Annotated in this window: 5 protein-coding genes and 1 pseudogene; all 6 read left to right on the top strand. The window is 74.3% G+C overall.

Annotated elements, in window-relative coordinates; translation table 11 throughout:
* Positions 1-446 (top strand): annotated as a pseudogene (locus B0E53_RS32490) (ABC transporter); the annotation flags it as partial.
* Between the two features lie 67 nt (positions 447-513).
* The gene (locus B0E53_RS32485; RefSeq protein WP_107079458.1) at positions 514-1737 is read left to right on the top strand and encodes a hypothetical protein; all 1224 of its coding nucleotides are present in this window, start codon (positions 514-516) and stop codon (positions 1735-1737) included.
* A gap of 36 nt (positions 1738-1773) precedes the next feature.
* A complete protein-coding gene (locus B0E53_RS37165; RefSeq protein ID WP_146167860.1) occupies positions 1774-2397 on the top strand; it encodes a hypothetical protein in 624 nt (207 codons plus the stop codon).
* A 615-nt stretch (positions 2398-3012) separates the two neighbouring features.
* Positions 3013-4191, top strand: a complete 1179-nt coding sequence (pdhA, locus tag B0E53_RS32475; RefSeq protein ID WP_107079456.1) for a pyruvate dehydrogenase (acetyl-transferring) E1 component subunit alpha — start codon at positions 3013-3015, stop codon at positions 4189-4191.
* Positions 4191-5180: an alpha-ketoacid dehydrogenase subunit beta gene (locus B0E53_RS32470; protein ID WP_107079455.1), complete on the top strand. Its 990-nt coding sequence runs from the start codon at positions 4191-4193 to the stop codon at positions 5178-5180. Before pdhA ends, B0E53_RS32470 begins: the two co-directional genes overlap by 1 nt.
* Positions 5181-5185: 5 nt before the next feature.
* On the top strand, positions 5186-5657 hold a 472-nt coding region (locus B0E53_RS32465; RefSeq protein WP_348639685.1), incomplete at its 3' end, for a biotin/lipoyl-containing protein.

The following is a 5657-nucleotide window of genomic DNA, read 5'->3' as shown; positions in this document are numbered from 1 at the left end:
GGTCCCGGCTGGCCGACCTGCCGGACGCGCTGGACCACGCGGTGGCCGCCACCGACCTGGGCATGGACCGCCGGCCGACCTGGTGGCGGGTGGTCGGCGCCCTCCAGTGGCTGGTCACCCTCGCGGCGCTGGCCGGCCTGGCCTGGCTGGTGCTGGGCTACGCGCTGCGCATCCTCGGCCTGCCCGCCCTGGACTACCCGGAGCTCGGCGAGGCGCCCTGGCCCACCGTGCTGCTGCTCGGCGGCCTGCTGGCCGGGCTGCTGGTCGCGGCGCTGACCCGGCCGGTGATCCGGTGGGCGGCGCGGCGCGCCCGGCGTCGGGCCGAGCAGCGGCTGCTCACCTCGGTGGGCAGCGTCGGCGAGAAGTACGTGCTGAACCCGGTCTGGGCGGTGCTGGCCCGCTACGGCGAGGCGCGCGAGGCGCTGCGGGAGGCGGCCCGGGGCTGAGTGCCGGCACGGCAGGCCCGGCGTGCTGACCGGTGTCCCGGTCGGCCCTACGGCGTAGGGTCGGTGCATGGCCACGCCACAGACCCCCTACGAGGCGGTGCTGCACGCCGCTCGCGACGTGACGAGGCTCGACTCCGCCCTGGACGCGGAGATGCTCGGCGCCGCGCTGCTCGGCAGCGTCTACGCCGTTGCCGAGACCGACCGGGAGAACGCCGTCCGCGACTTCGTGGCCGGCTTCCTCACCGCCACCTCGCGCCGCCGCAGTGCCGCCGCGACCACCATCCGCGCCGTCTTCGCCGCCCTCGTGCCGGACGCCGAGGGCGCCGCCCGGGTCCGCCCGGGGGCGTACGCCCCGGCCTGGGCCGGCCAGCTCGGCCGGGTGCACCTCACCGGTGCCTGGTCGTACGGCGACGTGTACGGCGACCAGACCTCCTACCTGGCCACCTTCGCCTACGACGACGACGGGGGCGGGCCGGAGCACGCCCTGGTCGCCCTGGTCGACCACAACATCGGGATCACCAAGGACGTGTTCGTGGGCGGTCCGGCCGCCCGGATCGTCGAGCAGGCCCGGGAGATCTGCACCGAGGACGAGTTCACCTGGTTCCGCACCGAGGACCCGGCCCGGATGCGCGCCGAGGTGGGCCGTCACCTGGCGGTCACCGACGACCTCGGCGAGTTGCCCGCGCAGGGCTCGCTGGCCACCGACCGGGCGCTGGTGGGTGCCCGGCTGGCCGCGCTCCCCGGCCCGGCGTCGCCGGCGGCGACGGCCGACGTCCCGCCGCTCACCGACGAGGTGCGGTCCCGGCTGATCCGGGCCTTCCTGGGCTCGCCGGAGGCGGTCCGGTTCGGCCTCGACCAGGTGGCCGACGGGGAGCTGGCCTCGCTGCACTTCTGCCTGGGGCTGCTGCTGGACCACGCGGCCAGCTTCCCGGACGCGGACCCGATGCGGTGGAGCCCGACGGTCGCCGAGCTGTTCCTGCTCGACTGGGTGCACCGCCGGGCCGTGCTGGACATGGACGACGCCGCCATGCTGCCCCGGGTGCTGCGCGGCTGGGCGGCGTACGCGGCCCGCCAGCGGGGCCTGCCGCCGGCGGCGGCCACCCGCACGGACGAGGCGGTCGCGGAGATGGTTCCCGAGTTCGCCCGGCTCTACAGCACGGGCGAGCGGCGCAGCCCGGCCACGGCGGCGGTGGCCCAGCTCATGGCGGACGGCGTCGACCCGGACGATCCGGCCGCGCTGGACGCCTGGATCGAGGCGAACCGTCACCGCCTCACCGACGACCCGGCCTGACCGGCCCGGCTGCGATCCGGGGCGGATCAGGCCGCGGTGGCGGTCGGGTCCGCGGTGGTCGACGCCGTGGCGCTCGGGTCCGGCTCCTCGCGCGGGCTGACCGTCGGCGTGGGTGACTCCTCCGGCGGCGTGCCGGTCGGTGACGGGGTGTCGTCCGGCGGCGCGGTCGTCGGGTCCGGTCCGTCGGTCGGCGACGGGGCCGGCTCGGACCGGGTGCCGGTGGGTTCGGCGGTCGGGCTGGGGCTGGGTTCCGGGGTGGCCGGGCGCGACGGCGACGGCGACGGCACCGGTGACGGGCGCGGCGAACCGGCCGGTGTGGTCCGGGTCGGGCGGGGCACCGGCACGGGCGTGGAGGCGGCCGGGCGGGACCGGCGGGAGCCGAGGTCGCTGTCGTCGGGCAGGGCCGGCGCGGCGGGGAGCACCGGCGCGGGCGGCACGGTGGTGGCCGCCGGGCCGGCGACGGGCGTCCGGGTGGGCGGAAGCGGGGACTGGTTCCCCTCGGGCAGCGCGATCACCACCGGGCCGACCGACGGGGTGGGGATGAACGGGGTGCTGCTGTCCGGAAGGGCGCTGTTCCCGACGGTGGCCGACCCGGCGCTGATCGCGGCGAGGATCGGCATGGACGCGGTGCCGGCCAGCAGCGCGACGGTGAACAGGTAGCCGCGGCTCGGGCCGCCCAGGCCGTGTGCGCGGTGGGCACCGACCACCGGCCGGTAGCCGGATCGCGGCACCGCCCGGTGCCGGCCCAGGAACGGAGTACCCGGAGGACCCTCTGGCGGCTCGGACACCGGCACACTCCTCGTACGCGTCGACGGGGCGGGAACCCGGCGCAGGCCAAACGGACAAATGCCGCGCGGGGGATCACCGCCAGCTTGAACCAGTGACGCTAAGTTCACCAGCCGCCACAGCGTGTCGACACACAAATTGTCCGTCGCCCGAGGACGACTCACCAGACAAATACGTCTATGAGTCGCGAACGAGACGGAACGTCACCGGTGGAGGAGGCCATACTGTGGGCCCGCTCACCTCCTCTGCAATCATTCAGGCACGACGGCAACGCAGCCGCTACCTCCGCGCACCCCGCGGCTGGTGCGGTACGGCGCCGGCGCTCCCGGGTCGGGCTCCTGACGGGACCCGGCTCACGCCGCGCGGCAACCCTCACCGGGGCTAGGCGCGGCCGCCAGGGACCGACCCGGCACCAGCCGGGTCGGGCGCACGATGTGCGCGGCACGGGTCACCCCCCGGCGCCGGCGCAGACCAGACAGGGAGAGACGGATGGCAAAGGGCGACCCCGGGGCCGCCACCCGCAGCAAGCGGGCCGCACCCCGTACCACGCGCGCCGCCGCCACGGGCGAGCCGGAGCTCGTGCAGCTGCTCACGCCCGAGGGCGAGCGGATCGAGAGCGCGCTCGGCCCGGACGGGACCGAGTACCGCGTCGACTTCACCGACGAGGAGTACCGCGGGCTCTACCGCGACCTCGTGCTGGTCCGGAAGCTCGACGCCGAGGCCACGGCGCTCCAGCGCCAGGGCGAGCTGGGCCTCTGGGCCAGCCTGCTGGGCCAGGAGGCCGCGCAGGTCGGCTCCGGCCGGGCGCTGCGTACGCAGGACATGGCCTTCCCGACCTACCGGGAGCACGGCGTCCTCTACTGCCGGGGCATCGACCCGATCATGCCGCTCGGCCTGTTCCGCGGCGTCGACCAGGGCGGCTGGGACCCGAACGAGTTCAAGTTCAACATGTACACGATCGTCATCGGGGCGCAGACCCTGCACGCGACCGGGTACGCCATGGGTGTCGCCATGGACGGCAAGACCGGCAGCGACGACGGCGAGGCGGTGATCGCCTACTTCGGTGACGGCGCCACCAGCCAGGGCGACGTCAACGAGGCGTTCGTCTGGGCCAGCGTCTTCAACGCCCCGCTGGTGTTCTTCTGCCAGAACAACCAGTACGCCATCTCCGAGCCGCTGGAGCGGCAGACCCGCGTCCCGCTCTACCAGCGGGCCGGCGGCTTCGGCTTCCCCGGCGTGCGGGTGGACGGCAACGACGTGCTCGCGTCGTACGCGGTCACCCGGCACGCGCTGGACAACGCGCGGCACGGCCAGGGCCCGAGCCTCATCGAGGCGTACACCTACCGGATGGGCGCGCACACCACCTCCGACGACCCGACCCGCTACCGGATCGCCAGCGAGGTCGAGGCCTGGCAGGCCAAGGACCCGATCGCCCGGATGAAGGCGTTCCTGGCCAAGCAGCAGATCGTCGACGAGTCGTTCTTCGCCGAGGTCGACGAGCAGGCCCGCGCCGAGTCGGTGCACCTGCGCGAGCGGGTGCTCGCCATGCCCAACCCGGAGCCGGTGACCATGTTCGACCACGTCTACCCCAACGGGTCCCCGGAGCTCGACGAGCAGCGGGCCCGGTTCTCGAAGTACATGGAGTCGTTCGAGGGGAGCGCCCACTGATGGCCACGGAGACGCTCACCCTCGGCAAGGCCCTCACCGCCGGCCTGCGCAAGGCCCTGGAGAACGACCCCAAGGTCGTCATCATGGGCGAGGACGTCGGCAAGCTCGGCGGCGTCTTCCGGATCACCGACGGCCTGCAGAAGGACTTCGGCGACCAGCGGGTGATCGACACCCCGCTCGCCGAGTCCGGCATCATCGGCACCGCGGTCGGCCTGGCCATCCGCGGCTTCCGGCCGGTCTGCGAGATCCAGTTCGACGGCTTCGTCTACCCGGCGTACGACCAGATCGTGTCGCAGGTGGCGAAGATGCACTACCGCTCGCAGGGCAAGGTACGGATCCCGATGGTCATCCGGATCCCCTACGGCGGTGGCATCGGCGCGGTCGAGCACCACTCGGAGTCGCCCGAGGCGTACTTCGCGCACACCGCCGGCCTGAAGGTCGTGAGCTGCGCGAACCCGCAGGACGCGTACTCGATGATCCAGCAGGCCATCGCTTCCGACGACCCGATCGTCTTCCTGGAGCCGAAGCGGCGCTACTGGGAGAAGGGCCCGGTCGAGCTGGACGCCCCGCTGGCCGAGGCGTACCCGCTGCACGCCGCCCGGGTCGCCCGGCCGGGCACCGACGCCACGGTGCTGGCGTACGGCCCGATGGTGCGTACCGCCCTGGACGCGGCCACCGCCGCCGCCGAGGACGGCCGGGAGCTGGAGGTCATCGACCTGCGCACGCTCTCGCCGCTGGACCTGACCGCCGCGTACGAGTCGGTGAAGCGCACCGGCCGCTGCGTGGTCGTCCACGAGGCCCCGGGCAACCTGGGCCTCGGGTCGGAGATCGCCGCCCGGATCACCGAGGAGTGCTTCTACTCCCTGGAGTCCCCGGTGCTGCGGGTCACCGGCTTCGACATCCCTTACCCGGCCGCCCGGGTGGAGGAGGAGTACCTGCCCGACCTCGACCGGGTGCTCGACGCCGTCGACCGCACCTTCGGCTGGTGAGCGGCATGTCGCGGATCAAGGAGTTCAACCTCCCCGACCTGGGCGAGGGCCTGACCGAGGGCGAGATCCTCGCCTGGCTGGTCAAGGTGGGCGACGACATCGAGCTGAACCAGCCGATCGTCGAGGTCGAGACCGCCAAGGCGGCGGTCGAGATCCCGGCGAAGTGGGCCGGCCGGGTGCAGGCGATCTTCCACCCGGAGGGCGCCACGGTCGAGGTCGGCAGCCCGATCATCGCGATCGACACCGACCCGAACGCCGGGCCGATCGAGCAGCCGAAGGACGACGCCTCCCGGCCCACCCCGTCGGCGGCCTCGCTGGCCGCCGTCGAGGTCGCGCCGGAGGAGGGCATGGTCGAGCCGGGCCTGATCGGTGGCGTGGCGCCGGGCGGGCGTACCGCCGTGCTGGTCGGCTACGGCCCGCGGAACGCGCCGGCCAAGCGCCGCCCGCGCAAGGGCGGCGTCCCGGCCCAGGCCGCGG

It is taken from the genome of Micromonospora sp. MH33, from assembly GCF_003013775.1.
Classification (GTDB): domain Bacteria; phylum Actinomycetota; class Actinomycetes; order Mycobacteriales; family Micromonosporaceae; genus Micromonospora; species Micromonospora fulviviridis.
This window is presented reverse-complemented; position numbering and strand designations above follow the sequence as displayed.